The following is a 16,303-nucleotide window of genomic DNA, read 5'->3' as shown; positions in this document are numbered from 1 at the left end:
CCGACACCGCTACTGACAGGTAGTATCTCTAATCCTCCCTGTCAATGTTGGTCAGGTTCTTTCGCAATTCCTCCATCGACCAGGTCGAAGAGGAATCTTCTTCGCTACCTTCTGTCTCCACCTGAGCTTCCGGCTTTACTTGAGTTTCCGCTTTTGCCGGCTGCTGGGGAGCCTGTACCTCCTGCACGGGCGCCTGCTGCTGTTCCTGCCCCATCTCTTCCAACCCCGAAAGTGCCTCTTCGACTTCGACATCGCTTGCATCACTCTGATGGATGGCCGGAGCCGGCGGCTGAGGTTCCGATGTGGGCTGCTGCTGCTGTGAGCCATCTATCTGATAATTACTCCAGTCCGGTTTCGCATTGTTCACTTCGTATGATTTCCAGTCATCGCTTTTTGGCTGGTCCGCGGCGGCCGGTTGGTCCTGGATCTGGACAGTCTGATCAGGAGTATTTTCCGGCATCTGCTGAACCGGCTGCTGCATATCCTGCTGCGTTGTCTCCGGAGCCGGGGGAACATCCTGAACGGCAGTTCCCGTAGCATCGGTCTCGCACTGCGGAGCAGGTGCCTGGCCCTGAGCGACCGATGTCATTGCTGGAGGCTGCTGCATCGACGGCTGTGCCTGGGGCTGTGATTCCATGACTGGCCCGGCAGGCGCGCCCTGTCCCGCAGCCTGCTTCTGCTCGTCGATATGAGCCTCAGGATACATGCTGTCTTCAATGCTCCTTGCAACATTTCTGCGAACATCATTTTCATTGAAATGACCATCCAACCCAGGATTACCTTCATCAGCTATCTCTATCTTCTCGGCATCCACACCGGCAAAATCGACACGTGTCGCTTCCGCGTTTGCCGCAGAGATCTCATCACGCGGAGCCGCGACAGGTTCCATCTCGATCTGCTGTGATGTCGGAACGTTCATCGTCCCGGCTGCCTCTTCCCTGGGCGCTGAGTTCTTTTTCTCCGGAGAGGCTCCGGCCTCGTGCGGCGGCGCGGGCATCGAGGGCCTCGGGATATCCTCTCTCCTCTGCTCGTCGTCCCAGGTCACCTTGTCCGTTTCTTCCTGTTTTTCTTCGTGCGCAAAATCCTCGGTGATCCTGTCCCTCGTCATCCTGGGTCCCGGAACGACACTGTTCGTATCCTCTTCGACTTTCCGGCCGATCTTCTCGATCTCATTGTCGACTTCGGCAAAATCGTCCTCGAAACCGCTGATCACGTTCTGGTGGCTATCCAGAAGAGTCCTCATCCGAGTGATATAGTTGTCCTTGTTCTTCTTGAGTTCCAGTATTTCCCTGCGAAGCTGCTGAGTGTGGGCACGGATCGTCTCGGCGGCCTTTTCCGCCTCGACTTCGGCCTCTCGTACGATGAGCCCGGCTTCCTTGCGGGCATTCTCTTTTGCCTCCGCCGTGATCCGTTCCGCGGTCAGAAGAGTATTCCGAAGATTGGTCTCCATGCTTTTGAATTCCTTGAGACGTTCCTCGAGTTCGACGATACGCTCACGAAGTCTCTTGTTGTCGGAAAGCACGGTCTCGTACTCCTCGGCGACAGTGTTCAGAAACGCGTAGACCTCGTCCGAATCAAGACCTCTCATAGTCTTCTTAAATTCCTGCTTCCGGATATCGAGAGGTGTAATCCTCATCTCATTGCCTCCTCTGTAGCAGCCCGGATTTTTTTATCCGCTTCTGCCTCATCCAACTTCACTTACTTCTGTTTTCTTCGCGGGCCCGCTACCATGCGGGGATTCATTTACTGCACTACCACATCCTTTTCAGTATTACCGCTGCTATCTGCAGGGCCAGGGCCAGGATTGCCGGAGAAATATCTATCCTCCATGAGGGCAGGACTTTTCTCAGTGGCTGAAGCACGGGAGAAAACACCTTGTCCAATACCCCCAGCACCCTGCTCCTGTCATCGCTGATCGCCTGCAGAAACAGGTATATCAGCAACAGGAATGTGATCACATTCAAAAAAGCAATTATCAGTCCAAATACGTCCGTTATAAACAATCTCGTAACCTCGTATTTTTACACGCTTTACAGCGCCACATGGTTCCCTGGTCGATTCCTGGTGAATTTCGGGACCGCAAATTTTCTTCTCCGCCGGCTGAAATCCTGCCACTCTTCAAACAGGGATCTCAACCTGTCAGAAAGTCCCGCGTTCCCCGAATATCACCCTTCCCGGGCGTATCATCGTCGCGCCCTCTGCTATCGCGATCTCGAAATCATCGGTCATCCCCATAGACAGATGATCCATGGATATATTATCGATCTTCACCGCGTCGATCTTTTCAGCCAGAAGACGAAGGCTGGAAAAAGCTTTCGAAAGGACAGCTGTGTCATCTACCCAGGGTCCTACAGTCATGAGCCCCTTGAGGTTCACGGCCGGCAATTTTGATACACGTTCACAGATCTCTGTCGTCTCTTCCGGTACCAGTCCGAATTTCGACTCCTCCCCGCTCGTGTTGACTTCGAGAAGGATATCGGTAAGTACTCCCTCTTTCTCTCCCGCGTTGCTTAACTTTTCAGCCAGATTCAATGAATCTACCGAATGGATCATGGCGAAGCGGCCGATCACCTTGTTCACCTTGTTTGTCTGCAGATGACCTATAAGGTGCCAGCGGACATCAAGCTCCACATCATCCACCTTCGACAGAAACTCCTGCACACGGTTCTCGCCGACATCTGTTACTCCGGCCTTAATCGCTTCGACGACCGTCCCGGGCCCGTGCGTCTTGGTAACACCGATTATCGTGATCTCTTCGGGAGTACGTCCGGCACCGACCGCCGCGGCGGCGACCCGGTCTCTGACTCTCTCGAAATTTTCCTTGATCGACATGTCATGCTCCATATGCTGACGAGTCACGTTGACTAAACAATTCCACACGACCGACCCGATTCTCCGCCGCAATCCTAAATGCTGAATGATTATTTTTCAACACTTAGATATGGTGTCACTCCGGATGATCCAATCGGGCCATTTATCTGGACGTCTCAGTTCTCATCTGGTAATGTGGCTGCCTGACCGGGCCAGTCCCGGTCGATACGGATATTGAGTAAAAGTTCGAAAGGAGATCCCGTATCGTGAACCAACACAAACCTTACGTGCCGGCCGATACCGTCATTAAGGATTTCAATCCGAAGACAGTCATACTGGGAATATTGCTCGGTGCCATCTTCGGCAGCGCGAACGCCTATCTCGGGCTGCGGGTCGGATTGACCATCAGCACCGCGATACCGCTGGCGGTCGTCTCGGTGGCGCTCCTCAAGATACTTACCCCGATATTCGGCAAGCCGACTATCCTGGAATGCAATATCTCACAGACTACCGGCTCGGCAAGCTCGTCGCTCGCCTCAGGACTGATCTTTACGATACCTGCATTATATATCTGGGGGTACGACGCGCCCCTTATACAGATCACTCTGCTGGCGATATGCGGAGGTGTTCTGGGTGTCCTCTTCATGATCCCGCTGAGGAATTTTCTCATCGTAAAGGAACACGATACTCTCCCATACCCTGAGGGCACGGCAAGCGCGGAAGTCCTTATCGTCGCTACCGGCGGAGGCGGCGCATCAGCATCGAGTGTATTCAAGGGCCTCGGTATAGGAGCCCTGTACAAGGGTCTGATCTCATTTCTCTATCTGTGGCCGTCGAATGTATCGATCACCCTGCCGTTCATCAAAAAAGCGGTAGTCGGAGTCTCGACGACCCCGGCTCTACTCGGTGTCGGATATATACTCGGCCGGCGTATCGGCGCCATCATGGTCGGGGGTGGGCTCGTCTCCTGGGTCCTGCTGATACCGGTCATAGCGTGGAAGTTCGGCAATATGGAGATCTGGCCGAATACTCTTGCCTATCTCCAGTCAAAGGGGCTCGACCCCTCCGTGACCACGATAGGGGAACTGTCACCCCAGCAGATATGGGACGGCTACATCAGGATCATCGGTGCTGGCGCCGTGGCTGCAGCCGGCATAATCACCGTGATCAAATCGATTCCGACCATGATCGGTTCACTGAAGATCGGCATCAGGGAGCTGCGCACCAGCGCCGCCGAGCTTGATGCCGGCAGGCTTCGCACAGAGAGGGACCTCTCGATAAAGTATGTCATCCTCGGTGTCGCATTCGTGGTGCTGATGGTTACTTTCATTCCCGGGATCATCGGAAACGAGACGCATATCATCATGCGTTTCTTCAGTGCACTGGCGATAGCGATCTTTGCCTTCGCCTTCGTGACGGTGTCGTCTAGGATCGTGGGAATGATCGGTGTCTCCTCGAACCCGACATCCGGGATGGCCATCGTGACTCTTCTCGGAACGGGATTGATATTCAAGATGTTAGGATGGACCGATCTCACGGGGAAGATCACCGCGCTGACAATAGGTACAATTGTCTGCATCGCCGCGTCTATCGCAGGCGATATCTCGCAGGACCTCAAGACAGGGTTCATAATAGGCGCGACACCACGAAAGCAGCAGATCAGCGAACTGCTCGGCGCAGTAGGTTCGGCCTTCTTTGTCTGTCTTGCCATATTCTATCTGGGCAAGGCCTATGGGTTCGGATCGGCCGAACTCCCGGCTCCACAGGCAACCTTGATGAAAACGGTACTCGACGGGGTGCTTGACGGAAACCTCCGCTGGGACCTTGTCGGGATCGGAGCTGCATTTTCCATAGTGATCATGCTCTGCAAGATCCCGCCCCTGCCGTTCGCCGTCGGTGTCTACCTTCCTCTTAATACGATGACACCGGTTTTCATTGGAGGCCTTCTGCGGCACATGATCGACAAAAAGCACAAAAGCAAGAAAGAAGGCGCTGAAAAGACCGGAGACCATGGCATACTGATCGGAAGCGGCCTGATCGCCGGGGAGGGGCTGCTCGGTGTGGTGATCGCGGTGATTGCCGTGATAATGACAAAGGCGCCGAAGTTCCTCGTGATCGATTATTCGCCGGAATGGCTCGGTCAGATAGTCTCCGCCGTCATCTTCGGAGGCCTCGGCTGGTACCTGTACCGGATGGCTGACAAGTCTAAGAAGAAAGCCTGACCGTACCAGATTCGACTTCGAATCTGAATACAGTCCTGAAAATCAGAACCCGGCTGCCAGGTCTCAGGAAGACTCGGCGGCCGGGTTTTTATCCCCGAAATCACTCATATGTCGACGTAACATCAAGGTTCCGTCAGCAAAACCATCACCGCATCAGCACCATTTTCTTCGTAAGCTCTTCCTTGCCAGCACGGAGGCGGTAGAAATAGACGCCCGATACGACTCGCATGCCTGTTTCGTCCAGCCCGTTCCATTCGATACGGTGCGGACCCGGGTTCTTGACATCACTTACCAGCGTTTTTACTCTCCTGCCTGTCACATCGAATATCTCGATGCTCACGAACCCCGTTGCCGGCAGGTTGTAGCTTATAGTAGTGGACGGATTGAACGGGTTCGGATGGTTCTGCTCGAGCGAGAGAGCAGCGGCAGGAGTCTCGACTGGCTCCGTTATAAAGAGAACGTGCGATTCACCATCAAGAATATATTCGACCCTGTACCTGTAGCAGCAGCCGGGCAGGATGGTCTCGTCGATATATTCGAACGTCATGGCACCGGAGCCCACCAGCCCACCTGAACCGAACGATCCTCTCTCGATTTCATCGAATGCTCCTCTGCCCTTCTGCCGGAAAACGACAAATTCTACACCCCGATCGATCGATGAGATCTCCCATTTGAGCTCGACAATCGCTGCGGATGGCGTTGCGGCAAACGACTGGAGCATCGTCGCGACAGGGCTGTGGTACTCAAACTGAGCCTGGGGATCATAACAGTGGTAAGAAGCCCATCCACAAGGACTGGGAATATAAGTACAAAAAGAAGTTGCCTCTATGATGTAATTCTCGCCATCTACCAGAGGATCTCCAAGCGAAAGGATCCATGTGTAATAGGTGGGGTGGGCAACATACATAACCTGTATGGTATCCGTCGAGTCAGCGGCACTATAGATATTAAAATCAGGAAAATCCATTGCGGGAGTATCATCGAACGTGATATTCACTGTCACTGATTCCGGTGCGCTTAGCTCAGTAAAAATCGGCATATAATCATCGGGGGAAATAGATCTTGCATAACATATCTCACTATAAATGAACGCTTCCTCAATGGGATAATCAGGAAGGATACAATTGGCGATTTGAAGACCTCCCGCATCAGGATGTTCTCTGATCTCAATACGACCGGACTCCATTGATTGTGTGTACATGCTGATCCTGTAGAGCCATGTCCAATCGTACTGGCAACTCCCGAAACAGATCGATGCACCACCCGGATAGAACAGATTCCCCATGTTAACAGTACATTCGGGATTGGGAAATAGTTCACCCTCTACGATTACCAGATCATGATGATCGACAGAGAATTCGGTGCACATCATCCCAAGGTCACCAGGCAGAACCCAGACCCATACTTCGAAATGTTCCCACATTTCTGAGAAGATGACCGTGTTGTTCGAACGCTCCTCATCGGTATAAAGTCCGATGTATGCAGTTGGCCCGGCGTGTAACACGCACGGAACGGCGATTACGATAGCTCCGATCAGGGCCAGGAAAACTGCCACTCTGATCATCATTATCCCCCTTTTAATAGAATGATGTTTCAACAATATTCAATTCTAAAATCAATCCTCGTACATCGTCTTTATCGCCCCCCAGGATGCGCTCTCATTCGCAATCGGGCAGGCCGGGTCGTTGATACAAAAATAGTTCATGAGAACAAATGTCTCGTAAGGATTGCCCTCATGGCATGTCGCCGCCTGCACCACTCCGGATATGGGATGGGGAACGATTCTGATAAAATCCATTCCTCCCGTCGAAGTTGGAAGGAAGTTGAAGCTTCTCAGCCATACCCAGTCGGTCCTGCACTCACCGAAACAAACGGTAACACCATCCGGGTCGGGTACTATCGGAATCAGTGCCTCAGGGTTGTCGGTGTGTCCGGACATAACAAGGTATTCCGGATAAACTATGTCGAATTCAGCGCACACCATGCCGTTTTCACTTGGATAGACCCAGGAAAAAACTTCAAACGGTACGAGAGGCGTGGATAACATCACATAATGGAGACTATGCGTCTCATCGATGAAAAGGCCGAGATAAGGAACTGGCTGAGCGGATACTGTTTGTGACAAAAATATTAAGGACACAAATACGACAGCAACGCAAAGCAACAGCACCGAGCTGAAACGTGACATTCTCATTCCCTGTCCCTCCCTTTCGACAAGAGAAGAGAGCAGAAATAACGGACGGATAAATTGTAATGATTGGAATGTTAGCTATCGCCCGATATTAACCCCCCAGTAATAATTACCGCTTGGTGCTATTATACCATATTCAGCATTTCGATTAGAAGGAAAATCCCTTCAGCTCCGGACAAACTCGATCAGCGCTTCATAATGTCCGGCGTCCGCCTGCCTGAGGGAATCAATATACCTGCGCCGGCATTCCCCCTCCTCGGAAAGGTTCTTCCCTCCCCAGGAAAACCTGCTGACTCTTAATATTTTTTCCATCAGCAGATCGGTCGCCAGCCGCGCGTGCCTGCCGTTGCCGTTTGGAAACAGGTGGATCTGGACCAGCCTGTGGTGGAACCTCGTGCCTATCTCGTCGGCTGATAGCGAATCATTCTCCAGCCAGCACCTGACATCATCTATCAAATTCTTCAATTCGACAGAGATGACTTTCCAATCCACTCCTATATTCTTGTCGCTTCGCCTGAACTTCCCTGCCCAGCTCCAGACATCGCCGAACATCTCCTTATGAAGTCTTCTCATGAAAGATTCAGACAATATTTCATCTGGTTCGACCTTATTGACCCAGTCGACCGCTTTCAAAATATTATCCTGCTCCCACCTGTCCAGCTCTTCCCTGTTCGAGATGGTCGGGATGAGAAGCTCATTCAGCTCTTCCGGGCTAAAGGAAGATGCTCCTTCCGGATAATTCATCTTCATCGTTCTTTCTCCCCGACTTCGTTATTGCTGCCGCCGTACTCCACATCATCCCAGAGATATTTCGGCATCTCATCGATTATTCGATCTATCTCGTTTTTCAGGACAGCCTTCATCTCCCGCTTACCCAAACCCTGTCCCTCAAGGACCATCGAATGACCGACCCTGTTGATTCTTCTCACAGCGATATGTTCAGCTCTATCCCTGATATGCTCCTCAAGAGAAGTCTCAGGCACAAAGCCATAAAAGACCCGGCATCCCATCGCCCTGGCTACCTTTTTCAGCATCTTCAGGGTCGTGGATCCCTCAAGCTCCCCTGATTCCAGAGCGCTGACCTGCTGTTTAGTGACTCCAAGCCGGTGGCCCAGCTGGCTCCCGCTCATTCCAAGGGCATATCGCACGGACCTGATCCAACCCTTATTGGGAATCCCTTCATCCGCATCCTTTTTGAGCTTTTTCATCTTCTGATCAAGCTGTCTTCTTGATAACTGAATATTTCTGCTCATCATAGCGCTCCCTGATATCTTGATTATTGTTGCCAGTCCTGAATAAGGATAATCTCACTTTGAATATTTGTCAACCTATAGTTTGATATTATTAAATGTTTAGTAAATATTAATCGTTACTTTATTAGCATAATTGTAAATATATTTATTGACATATAGCGAGATAGATATCGCTATATTATTTGGTTTTGAAATAATTTAGCGCTGGATTCGTACATAGCAACCAGTCGTCCTGAATAGAGAATAGATCCAGATAATCTCAATTTCAAAAGTTTCAGCTTACCCAATCACAAATACATCAGCGATACAGTACCCTGCTATCATTGACGCATTTTCCCGCTAACCGTTTTATCGACCGGCCTCTCTCTATCGTTAGGCTATTAAAAGACAATACATGCGGGTATTACCTGGGGGGCACAGAATAAGGCCGGCCCGATTCCGGGCCGACCTTCTGATAACTGATGAGGCTAACGAAGCAGGATCATCTTCTTCGTCTCTTCAAAACTACCCGCCTGCAGCTTGTAGAAATAGATACCGCTGGAGACGCTCGCACCATTTGTGTTTTTACCATCCCAACGAGCCGTCCTGTAGCCTCTTTCCTGGCTGCAGTCGACCAGCGTCGCCACTCTTTGCCCGAGAATGTTGTAGATATCCAGCCGAACATGGCAGCCAAAAGCCAGGCTATACCTTATCTCGGTAGTGGGATTAAACGGGTTGGGGATATTCTGTGACAGTCCGAACGCGTTCGGGAATTCATCTCGCTCTGTCTGAACAGACCCGCTTATACTCGCAGTCCCATTCAGGCTGACACCCTCGGTCCAGTAGTAATAATCCACACCGACCACGATACCATGATCCCTGAAGCTGTATTCCGCTCCCTGAAGTTCGTTGCCTGCGGCCGGAATAAGCTCGTCGTTGAGCCGTGTCTTTTCCCCCTCTTCGCTCTCGCTCCGGTACAGGTTGAATCCGGCGTTGTTACTCTCCACCATCGTAGTCCATTCGACTACTGTGTAACTGTCTCTTTCCAGAGCGGAGAATGAGGCCATCTGAACCGCAGTCGAGGCACATGATGAATGGATCAGCTTCTCGGTCACACTTTCTTCACATCCATCCCGTGTAACAGTCAATGTGACTTCCTTCATACCCTCTGATGAGAAGGTTATCCCAAGGGGATCTTTGAGATCGGAAGTCGCCGGAATGCCACCCGGCCCGAATTCCCATAAATACGTGTCGTAGGCATCTTCGCCCCCCGTGAAGGTAAAGTTATAATAACGAACAGCTCCAACACAACTATCAGCACACGCAAAGGTAGCGAATGGGAAGGCCACGGTATTGGTTGTAGTATTCGTGACAACCGGGGGATTATCGTCAAAATAGATAGAGGCCGAATTTGTTATCGTTGTCCCCTCTGTACAGTCGGGATGGGGATCGATGGAGAAGATCACGAACCCCTTGTTGTTATCGGGGTCTCCGATGCCTGGCAGATCGATAGAGTCGAAGTAGATTGACAGATTGTTGCCGGAAGACTGAACACCTGTTATAGCATGGCTGCTTCCTATAATTGCAAAGGTCGTCTCGTCCAGATCGATATCGAGATTGTCACCGATGAAGATGTCATGCGCGACCCCACCCCCTACATTCTCAAATCTGATCTTGTAGGTCAATCTGTCGTCCACTGCAATGTTGCCGAAGATGCCGCATCCGGCCGGCGTGACAGTCAAGTCGTTTGGATCGCACGAGCAATTGGATAATTCTGACATCGAATATGTTTTGTTGCCGCTGCACTCACCGAGATCCACATAGGTCATCTGTGTCACGTACGGACTATCTGTGGCTGGCGTCGCCCGGACAGCAACCACATACGATTGCCCGGGATTGATTCGTCCGGTCAACTCCACTTCGCATTCATAGTTATTCGGGTCGACCGTAAAGGTGATGGGGCAATTGATCGGGTCGGTGCTGTAGACACCAATGGGATTGATAGTGAATGTTGGATCGAGAGCTATCTCGAGAATTTGGCCCGGTGTGGTCCACCCCGTTGAGGTTGTATTGTTGCGTACCCAGAAAAGATACTCATGTTCGATTCCAGGGCATGGGTCCCTGAAGATTGTATCATCGCATGGAACCGGTCCGTAGTTGAATCCGTTGGATATAATGCCAACAGAAACATCACATTGGGGAGTCCCGACTGTGTTTAGCCTGAAATCGTTATTAGGATATCCCAGGCCTTCATCTACCTCAATTGTGTAGGGTGGGTCGGGGAGGCAGGAACGCAGAGTCCAGGGATCACCGGTAAAGGCGAACTGGTCGACTGTGTATGTTTCCTCCAGAACTTCAATCGAATAATCGCCCTGTCCGTTTGTATATCCGATAAATTGGCCGAATATCGATTCAGCTTGAATCCTGCGATTACAGATCCCAAAATCGACACCTTCATCGTACACACAATTGCCATTGATGTCGTTAAACACATTGCCTGTTATATACCCCGGATCGAACCGTAGAAGGCGGACATTGTCGAATAACGGAGCGTTGCTGTGGCATGAACAATCACCATATTCCCCTTCCCAATGACCACAATAGTCTGCAACGCCCAGGGCGATCTGAATTTCGGCGACGGAAGACAGGTCCTCACCGAGCAGATCGCCGATTCCAAAATGCTTGGTGACCCACACTTTTCCCGTTCCATAATATACGTCGTTTCGATCCTTCCAGCCCGACCAGCATCCGCCGGGAGTCTCTCGATACCGGACGGACCATGTGTAAAACACGAGCGGGTTCAGGGGGAGATCGTGGTACACGTCAAAGAACAGGTACACCGCCGAACCGGTTTTTGTAAACGGTATTATGGGAGACCGGATCTCATTATAGATGTATTGACCACGTTCGTTTTCATAGGGAACAGTTATGGTAAGAGGGTAGTCTCCACAAAGATAATCGGATGTAGAGCCATTTGTGAATCCCCAGACACAAGACGAATTCGAACTGGAGGGGTCCGGGGCTGTGCTATTGTCAAAGAGGAATGCATAGTCACCGTATGGAGTCGGCGTTGTGGCTGCCCAGTCGCCGTCCAGGGTGGTCAGGTCCCCCACGCTTTCGAACTCGAAATCCTGAGAGTCCACCTCCCCATCATCATCTGTAACGGTCAGGCTGTCGATGATCACCGCTCCGTCTGTACCCCACAGGCAGTCCTCATCCGACCAGGCACCGTCAGACACAAAACGGAACCGTATTTTTGTAGCTCCATCTACATCACCGCCGGGAATCAATTCGATCACTAATGAGTCTCCAGTACCGTCAAAACTGGCGAGCTCCACCCAGTGACCGTCCTTATGCAGGTATTCCAGATAGGTAAAGTCATTATCACCCTCGCTGTCGTAGTACATTAAAAAACTGACCGTGACGTCACCCTTTGTGGAAAAGGTGATAGATTCGAACCTCTGATCCCAATTATTGCCATACCCTGGCGGGCACCAACCACATTTCTCCATATCCAACGGGTCATTTCGGTAGCCGCACCACATTGATTGCAGACCGTCCAGTGGTACCAACCCGCCATAATTTCCTCCGCCAAGTCCATCAAAATCATCGACATGAAAGTACGGACCAGGTTGTTCAGTCTTGTCCACACTTACCCAGCCCTCCGTGCCACACGACCCATTGTCAAACGTATATTCAGCAACTACTCCAACTGCAGCAGGCAGCAGAAAAGGCTCTCCGGATTCTGGTGTTGTTGAAATAACAGGGAGATCGATCTCTTTGTGCCTGATTTCCTCTGCATCACGGGCATGCAGAGCGGGGAAAATTAGAGCCAGGACAAAAATAATCACCAGAAACCATAGCCCCTTCGGAATCAGTACCAATTTACCCATTGTCATTTCCTCCTGTTGATGACACGACAATACATACAGAAAACTGTTCGCTGACTACACTCCGGCTGCAAGATCCTCATAACGACAGGCACCCGAATACTGATACTCCTCGACTCTTTAATAAAGACACCTGCTAGCGAAGCAGGATCATCTTCTTCGTCTCTTCAAAACTACCCGCCTGCAGCTTATAGAAATAGATACCGCTGGAGACGTCCGCACCGTTTGTGTTTTTTCCATCCCAACGAGCCGTCCTGTAGCCTCTTTCCTGGCTGCAGTCGACCAGCACCGCCACTCTTTGCCCGAGAACATTATAGATAGTCAACTTCACGCGGCTGTCCCATGGCAGGGAATATTTGATATTGGTCACCGGATTGAACGGATTGGGATAGTTCTGGGCAAGGCTGAAGGCCATCGGAATATCCTGACGAGAAGACTGTGCCGGCCCGTTCATCCCGGTCTTGCCGTCTACACTGACATTCTCGAACCAGTAATAATAGACTTCACCATCGGCGGCGCCATAATCCCTGAAGACGTATATCGTTTCCTCGAGTCCATTGCCGGCAGCTGGTATGAGTACTCCGTTAAGCTTTACTTTTACGCCCTCTTTGTTTTCACTTCGGTAAATATTGAATCCGGCGTTATTCGATTCAGAAGCCGTGGTCCATTCGACTTCTACATATCCATCGTGCTCGTATGCGGAGAATGAAGTCAGATTAACTGCGGTACTGGGCGCTGTCTCACGTACCGACTGCAACAGGTACGAACCAACATTTTCTTTTATCCCGTCATCGTCCAGGTCCCTCATCAGTATGAGGCTGTGAATGACGAACGGATCGTACTCCGCAAACGATACACCGATAGATACTGATGCGGAATCATATGGCTCAACGATAATATTTCCTTCGACAATCTCGCCCGGTGCCAGACCATTAAGGCTCACGACTTGCCTCATCGTGTCTCCGTTCATTGCCAGCGACTTTATTGCGTAGAAAATGGTGTCACGCACGGCAGTTTCGTTCGTAAAGCTGAAGTCCACATACTCGACGAGACCTAAACTGACCAGAAAAACATCACCACCACTTGAGAGCCCGCCGCAATTATACCATGGGATGCTCTGAACCCTGCTCGAACTCGTGCATGAACCTTTGTCGCACGTCACGCCGGCCATAATGGCAAAACTCTCGGTACCCCCGAAGTGATCCGGCGGGTAGATCGTAACGGGTATCTCAGTATACCCTTCACCGAGCATGTACGAGTTATAGGTCGGGTCGTATCCTGCTTCCAATCCAATCGCATCATCGCCGAACACGCTGACATCGAAACTCTTTGTCTCGCCTGTGAAATTACCGATAATCAAAGTCGTGTGTACATGATCATTGTATTCACACATTGATACTACGGGGGGAAGGTAACTACCGAACCGGCACTTGCCGTTCACATCTGACTCGTATATCGCTACGATTTCTTCCGCATCTAGCTCACGGTTGAATATCTGCACCTCATCGATGTCTCCCTGAAAGGGCGTCCCAGAGTCCAGATTACGCTGTCCGATTCGTAACGACCCGTCGTTGGTAAGGCTCCCTGACCGTATCGTAGGATCAAAAATCCCTACTACACTGCCATCTACGTATATCTTGCCTCCCTGGTTCGACTCGTCGCGGTCGACGGTCACCGCCACATGGTGCCACTGCCCGTCTGAGACGATTCCGCTGCTGGGCCAGTTGTTATGGTTACTCGGATCGGCCAGTTGAAATCCGATAGAACCGTTCGTTCCAATGAAAAGAGAAAAACCGGCCCCGCTGGGATTGCCTCGTTTGTCGACGATCGTTCGAACATCTGGATATGTCACGTTCGTTCGCACCCAGAGATCGATGCTCAGATCGGCCGTGCCGAGATCGAGTGAACCGTCCGTGGGAGATGGTACCTGAAGGTAGTCACCGGCATTCTCAAAATGCTGGGAGTTGCCGACATGTTCACCAAAGTTCGCAACGGGTGTCCCTTGGTGCCACAACGTATTATCCCCGACAAGATCATATGCAACTATACCTTCGGCCCCATCAGATGCATCAAGAGGCCACCAGGCGATCATGCTGTGGGGAGGGTCGACACAGGGAGCGATGCATGGATTGGGATCGCAGCTGGTCCACTCCGGATGCCAACTGTTCCGACGCCCCCCAAAACACTTATAGCAGCAGACTCTATCAGTCAGAATACAAATATCGAAATCGCAGCACACTCCGGGCTGTGAGCATGGGTTGGGATCGCAGCTTTCTCCCGCAGTAAAAGCTACTGCACCAGATGCATCCATACACTCGCACCTTGTCATTGCCTGGCAGCTGCCGTCCTGAAAGCAGCAGATGCCATCTTCGCAAGGATTGGGCTCACAGTAATCGCAGTTACTGGGAACTATGCCTCCGGCGGCCTGACATTCCTGTTCCGTAAACATGTACTCACAGCTACCATCAGGCATGCAACACGGGATTGACGAACAAGTAACTTCCTCACAACTTTCGGCCTCCGGGTGCCATTCCCCTCCCCATTCATCAACGCAGGTCGTCTCATCAGTCAGGTGACATTGTCCGTTGCCATGGCAGCAAGGATGCAGGCAGGATGTGACTTCGATTGTGAAATAGAAATTCGAGACAAGACCACACTGTGACGTTGCGGTCACACCGACAGGATATATGCCGCACTGGTCCCATGAAGGAGCCCAGTTGATCTGGACCACGACTTCTCCATTTTCTCCTGTAAATACCGGCGATGTGCCGGAACATGGAGACACGCACTGAACGGACATGCCTGGAATATCCGCGCCTGTGAGTGTCATAGCTATTTCCGATTCGAAATCGTCGGAGGCATTAATGAAGATTTCGATAGAATCACAGTCCCCAACTGACACCTGGTCGCCAGAGAAAAGATGGGGAGACCATGGCGGATCTTCTTCCGTAGGGTAAATAGTATAAGCTGCCCTCACTTCAGGCGCTGTGATTTCACGGATTGATACGTCATCTATGAACAGATATCTTGAGTCCGGGACCGGATCCGTTTCGAACGCTCCCAGAGTTATATAGTAATTGCCGTCTACAGGTGGTGTATAAACACCTGATATCTTTACATATCCAGAAGCAATATATTTCGTTTCGCTGATTTGTGGAGTTACCGCATATGCATATTGGATACGTGATGTACTGAAATGCATACCAACAGGTTTTGTTATAGAACCAGATGTGCACCTGGCGTAAAACTCAACCTGATAGCATTTATCGTGATAAAGTTGTATTCCGTTTTCTGATTGCACGTATTCTCTGTATAATGGGTTGTTACCACCAATTACAAAGCCTACATGCGCGTTTCCAGTCCTCGGCAAAGCAACAGGAGTCAAGCACTCAGAATAATCATACAAAATATGCCAAAAGTCAGATGATCCATCGGATGTGATGGTCCAGTAATCAGCGAGTGATGCGAGCCTGCCCTGATCACCATACTCACAGGTGGGTGTTCCCGTATAGGCCTCAAAACTCGGGTTCAAAACCAGGTTAGGCGACTGTCCGTATACGGAAATGGCCGCAGAACACATTACAAGGATCGTAAAGACACTCAGGACAACACGCATTCTTCGCATGAAAGTGCTCCATTTGTCAGAGGTTGAGAATATCGGAATAATGCATACTGGTACTACTGTAGTCCGGTACTATCTCGAAGCCCGGATTCGGAATGAGATTATAGCTCTGGCCAGAAATTGGATGTGGTAAGAACAAAATAATAACAGTTGTAAATAATACTATTCGGGCATTTTGATAAATACCTGATATTGATTCATGAATTATCAGGACAGCCCCCTTATCCCTTATAATTCATTAAACTAAAGCAACAAAAACGAAACAGGTCTCGTTCTTGAACTCATAGATGCCGGGAAGTAAGCGGAACAGTAACAGAAAATTACCGTTATTGTCA

The 16,303-nt window shown here is 50.7% G+C and carries 10 protein-coding genes; 1 reads left to right on the top strand and 9 read right to left on the bottom strand.

Going from position 1 to position 16,303, the window contains the following annotated elements:
- Positions 1-28 precede the first annotated feature (28 nt).
- From KOO63_01695 to KOO63_01685, 3 genes are all read right to left on the bottom strand, one after another.
- Complete coding sequence (locus KOO63_01695) at positions 29-1,636, bottom strand: DivIVA domain-containing protein (GenBank protein MBU8920549.1); 1,608 nt, start codon at positions 1,634-1,636, stop codon at positions 29-31.
- Positions 1,637-1,751: 115 nt separating this feature from the next.
- The gene (locus KOO63_01690; protein ID MBU8920548.1) at positions 1,752-2,003 is read right to left on the bottom strand and encodes a YggT family protein; all 252 of its coding nucleotides are present in this window, start codon (positions 2,001-2,003) and stop codon (positions 1,752-1,754) included.
- A gap of 136 nt (positions 2,004-2,139) precedes the next feature.
- Complete coding sequence (locus tag KOO63_01685; GenBank protein ID MBU8920547.1) at positions 2,140-2,832, bottom strand: YggS family pyridoxal phosphate-dependent enzyme; 693 nt, start codon at positions 2,830-2,832, stop codon at positions 2,140-2,142.
- A 245-nt stretch (positions 2,833-3,077) separates the two neighbouring features.
- Between KOO63_01685 and KOO63_01680 the strand changes: the two genes are divergently transcribed.
- Positions 3,078-5,033 (top strand): oligopeptide transporter, OPT family, encoded by a 1,956-nt coding sequence (locus KOO63_01680; protein ID MBU8920546.1) that lies wholly within the window; start codon positions 3,078-3,080, stop codon positions 5,031-5,033.
- A 145-nt stretch (positions 5,034-5,178) separates the two neighbouring features.
- Here KOO63_01680 and KOO63_01675 read toward each other — a convergent pair whose 3' ends face one another.
- The 6 genes from KOO63_01675 to KOO63_01650 all read right to left on the bottom strand — a co-directional run bounded on the left by KOO63_01675 (position 5,179) and on the right by KOO63_01650 (position 15,971).
- Positions 5,179-6,600, bottom strand: coding sequence for a T9SS type A sorting domain-containing protein (locus KOO63_01675; protein MBU8920545.1), 1,422 nt, complete (start codon positions 6,598-6,600; stop codon positions 5,179-5,181).
- Positions 6,601-6,648: 48 nt separating this feature from the next.
- Positions 6,649-7,227: a hypothetical protein gene (locus tag KOO63_01670; protein ID MBU8920544.1), complete on the bottom strand. Its 579-nt coding sequence runs from the start codon at positions 7,225-7,227 to the stop codon at positions 6,649-6,651.
- Between the two features lie 162 nt (positions 7,228-7,389).
- Positions 7,390-7,974, bottom strand: a complete 585-nt coding sequence (locus KOO63_01665) for a mobile mystery protein B (GenBank protein ID MBU8920543.1) — start codon at positions 7,972-7,974, stop codon at positions 7,390-7,392.
- Positions 7,971-8,480, bottom strand: coding sequence for a mobile mystery protein A (locus tag KOO63_01660; GenBank protein ID MBU8920542.1), 510 nt, complete (start codon positions 8,478-8,480; stop codon positions 7,971-7,973). Before KOO63_01660 ends, KOO63_01665 begins: the two co-directional genes overlap by 4 nt.
- 464 nt (positions 8,481-8,944) lie before the next feature.
- A complete protein-coding gene (locus KOO63_01655) occupies positions 8,945-12,349 on the bottom strand; it encodes a T9SS type A sorting domain-containing protein (GenBank protein ID MBU8920541.1) in 3,405 nt (1,134 codons plus the stop codon).
- Between the two features lie 133 nt (positions 12,350-12,482).
- Positions 12,483-15,971, bottom strand: a complete 3,489-nt coding sequence (locus KOO63_01650) for a T9SS type A sorting domain-containing protein (GenBank protein MBU8920540.1) — start codon at positions 15,969-15,971, stop codon at positions 12,483-12,485.
- Positions 15,972-16,303 lie beyond the last annotated feature (332 nt).

Source organism: Candidatus Latescibacterota bacterium (assembly GCA_019038625.1).
Classification (GTDB): Bacteria; Krumholzibacteriota; Krumholzibacteriia; order Krumholzibacteriales; family Krumholzibacteriaceae; genus JAGLYV01.
The sequence above is the reverse complement of the archived record's forward strand: the minus strand, read 5'-3'. Positions and strand labels throughout refer to the sequence as shown.

Coding starts and splice junctions, on each gene's coding strand:
- KOO63_01695 (MBU8920549.1), bottom strand. CDS start 1,636: ATGAGGATTACACCTCTCGATATCCGGAAGCAGGAATTTAAGAAGACT.
- KOO63_01685 (MBU8920547.1), bottom strand. CDS start 2,832: ATGTCGATCAAGGAAAATTTCGAGAGAGTCAGAGACCGGGTCGCCGCC.
- KOO63_01675 (MBU8920545.1), bottom strand. CDS start 6,600: ATGATGATCAGAGTGGCAGTTTTCCTGGCCCTGATCGGAGCTATCGTA.
- KOO63_01670 (MBU8920544.1), bottom strand. CDS start 7,227: ATGAGAATGTCACGTTTCAGCTCGGTGCTGTTGCTTTGCGTTGCTGTC.
- KOO63_01665 (MBU8920543.1), bottom strand. CDS start 7,974: ATGAAGATGAATTATCCGGAAGGAGCATCTTCCTTTAGCCCGGAAGAG.
- KOO63_01660 (MBU8920542.1), bottom strand. CDS start 8,480: ATGATGAGCAGAAATATTCAGTTATCAAGAAGACAGCTTGATCAGAAG.
- KOO63_01655 (MBU8920541.1), bottom strand. CDS start 12,349: ATGGGTAAATTGGTACTGATTCCGAAGGGGCTATGGTTTCTGGTGATT.
- KOO63_01650 (MBU8920540.1), bottom strand. CDS start 15,971: ATGCGAAGAATGCGTGTTGTCCTGAGTGTCTTTACGATCCTTGTAATG.